Annotated in this window: 6 protein-coding genes; 5 read left to right on the forward strand and 1 reads right to left on the reverse strand. The window is 35.1% G+C overall.

Annotated features, from left to right (window positions below):
* Nucleotides 1–201: 201 nt before the first annotated feature.
* Entirely contained in the window at nucleotides 202–573 is a 372-nt protein-coding gene (locus HW45_RS28315) for a hypothetical protein (protein ID WP_051867803.1), read from the reverse strand.
* A gap of 76 nt (nucleotides 574–649) precedes the next feature.
* On the opposite strand from HW45_RS28315, the gene HW45_RS04855 reads away from it, so the two are divergent.
* The 5 genes from HW45_RS04855 to HW45_RS04870 all read left to right on the forward strand — a co-directional run bounded on the left by HW45_RS04855 (nucleotide 650) and on the right by HW45_RS04870 (nucleotide 2,411).
* Nucleotides 650–979 (forward strand): hypothetical protein, encoded by a 330-nt coding sequence (locus tag HW45_RS04855; protein ID WP_038225332.1) that lies wholly within the window; start codon nucleotides 650–652, stop codon nucleotides 977–979.
* A complete protein-coding gene (locus tag HW45_RS04860) occupies nucleotides 976–1,353 on the forward strand; it encodes a hypothetical protein (RefSeq protein WP_038225334.1) in 378 nt (125 codons plus the stop codon). Before HW45_RS04855 ends, HW45_RS04860 begins: the two co-directional genes overlap by 4 nt.
* Before the next feature lie 9 nt (nucleotides 1,354–1,362).
* Nucleotides 1,363–1,524, forward strand: coding sequence for a hypothetical protein (locus tag HW45_RS29520; RefSeq protein ID WP_160171204.1), 162 nt, complete (start codon nucleotides 1,363–1,365; stop codon nucleotides 1,522–1,524).
* Between the two features lie 202 nt (nucleotides 1,525–1,726).
* Nucleotides 1,727–2,158 carry an HNH endonuclease gene (locus HW45_RS28745; protein WP_038225335.1) on the forward strand — a complete coding sequence of 144 codons (432 nt, stop codon included), beginning with the start codon at nucleotides 1,727–1,729 and terminating at the stop codon, nucleotides 2,156–2,158.
* A 49-nt stretch (nucleotides 2,159–2,207) separates the two neighbouring features.
* The gene (locus tag HW45_RS04870; RefSeq protein WP_152559630.1) at nucleotides 2,208–2,411 is read left to right on the forward strand and encodes a hypothetical protein; all 204 of its coding nucleotides are present in this window, start codon (nucleotides 2,208–2,210) and stop codon (nucleotides 2,409–2,411) included.
* Nucleotides 2,412–2,458: the final 47 nt, after the last annotated feature.

Raw genomic sequence — 2,458 nt, forward strand, 5'->3', positions numbered from 1 at the left:
CGCGGGTGAATAGTTACAACACGATAACTACGATTACACTCATTTATGGGACGATATCGAAGACGAACCACACCACTATTCAGCACTACCGTATGGGTTTAAGAACTTTTAACGGAATGCTGTAGTGTAAATCTAAGTTTACAACTGGACATTGCTTAACCTAAACAGTTCGTCTGTTTCAGTCTTGAGATAAAAAGGGTCTTACGACCCTTTAACTTTCATATAATTCGGACAACGCCCGATCGGCTCACGTCCAACAAGATAATTACAATAATCATCACGTAGTAACGCATTACTTTTAATCATTATCTCAATCTCTCGATAACTCAATTCAAAAGCAGAATGGCAGATTAGAATCATTTTCTTTTCAACATTCTTCCATTTCTTCACTTCAGCAGAAGAACTCTGGTACTTGCGCCAATTACTCTCCTTCCAAACACCCTTACTCTTGCTGTTAAAGTTCTTCTTCCCGATATACTTCACACCAGTGTCTAAGTTCTTTATAACGTAAATAAACCCAAACATTCCATACTCAGGCTTGCTAAACCCTTCAGGTAAAATCCACTCACTCATGACATAAACCTCTAAATAAACTTATTTATGCAGCAGTTATATAAATAATTTAAGATAATTAAAGAAGGTAATCGAAATGAGTAAAATCACAGCGTTAATCAACGTTCTTGGTGTCGTAAAAGACAAGACAGTACAAACAATCATAGCAATCGTTCTTGGTGTATTACTTGTTGCCGAAGTATTCTTTGAAAAGAACGTATACGAAATGCGTATACAATCTCTAGAAGATAAAATTGAAACACTGCGAGAAGCAAACTCTGAACTTATGTATGACCTCCGTGTATTGAACCCTACACCAAAAGAACTTGGTTACTACAGAAATGAAAATGGACAGATGACCCGCGAAATAAATGAAACATTCGCGTTAGTAAAAGAATGGGAATTAAACAAAGGAATGTCACTATGAAACTAATCTTAAGCCAATCAATGATTGAAACGTATATCAAATCTACACCAAACTACGAGTTTAAAGGATTTACGTCTCTAGATAACGTATATGACGAATTACGTCTGAATAACATTAAACTACTGATACAAGAATACGGTGTAAAGAACTCTAACGATATTAAAAGCGTAAGAGATATGTATATGAGTAATTATGCTGACGATGTATCGTTAGAGTACCTGATTACTAAACTATTCGATATGGTATTACACGACCTGCCATACTATAACGATTACATTGTATGGCTATCGTACGATAAGCAGTATATCGAAGAATATAAAATAGAAATGAATGTACCACTAGACACTAAACATGAAGTACTAATGCTGTACTAAGGATATAACATGGAAGATAACTACGGTTGCTTTAGTAGCACAGACACTACTACCAAACAAGATGATGAAGGCAATAAGGTATTCGTATTAGACGTAGATTACGTATCAAAATACGAACGTATGCGCCAAGCTGTAGCACAACATAAATCTGATACATCTGAGACACGATAACGTCTGATACACACCTGATACTCACCTCCTCCTTAATAGTAACTTATTGGGTTAATCATATCGAGTATCAGGTGTTGTCTGGTGTGCACTCGTTATAAGGCGGGGCTAAAATATATCACAATTAAACATTAAAGATAATTCCACACTGGTTCTTTGTGCACAAATTGAATCTGGATATTCTTTTTTTAACACAGTATATACAATGAAAAGACAATGCACTTATTCAGGCTGTAAGGCCGTTATTCCATATCGACAAAGACGTTGCGAGAAACACGAATATAAATCTAATAATAAGAAAGAACTTGTTATTCGCCATGCATTTTATAACACAACAGCATGGAAGAAATTATCACAGCGTTTGCGTCAGCAAAATCCAGTATGCCAAAAATGTCATAAAGACATAAGTTATCTTGTTGACCACATACTAGAGATTTCAGTATCAGAAGAAAATGCCCTTAATGAAAATAACTTAATGTGCCTTTGCCGTTCCTGTCACTCAACCAAGACTGGTGTCTTTAAACGGATGATGGCTGAGCCACAGAAGATTTATCAATGGTGTTTAAACAACAACCCAAACCCAGATTTAACATACTTACACGAGTGGATTAAAAATGTTCAACGAGACATGCAATAAGATTTATTTTGCAGTAGTTAATAAAATTGCTGCATTAAAAGAGAAACGAATGAAGAAAAAGATTGCAAAGGCAATTTCAAAGATAAACTTCATTATCGACCCTAGCGAGCATATGGATAAGTATGTTTGCGTCAATGGCACTACAATTCGTATTCAATTTCTACCAGCTGGAATCATGTTAACTGATAGTAATGGCGAAATCGTCCAAGACACATTACTACGGCTAAGAAGTTTAAAAATGCTAAGTTTATAATACAAATCCCTAATTTATTATATAAATAAAATTATAATGATTAGGGA

This window comes from Vibrio sp. ER1A (assembly GCF_000733315.1).
Taxonomy (GTDB): domain Bacteria; phylum Pseudomonadota; class Gammaproteobacteria; order Enterobacterales; family Vibrionaceae; genus Vibrio; species Vibrio mediterranei.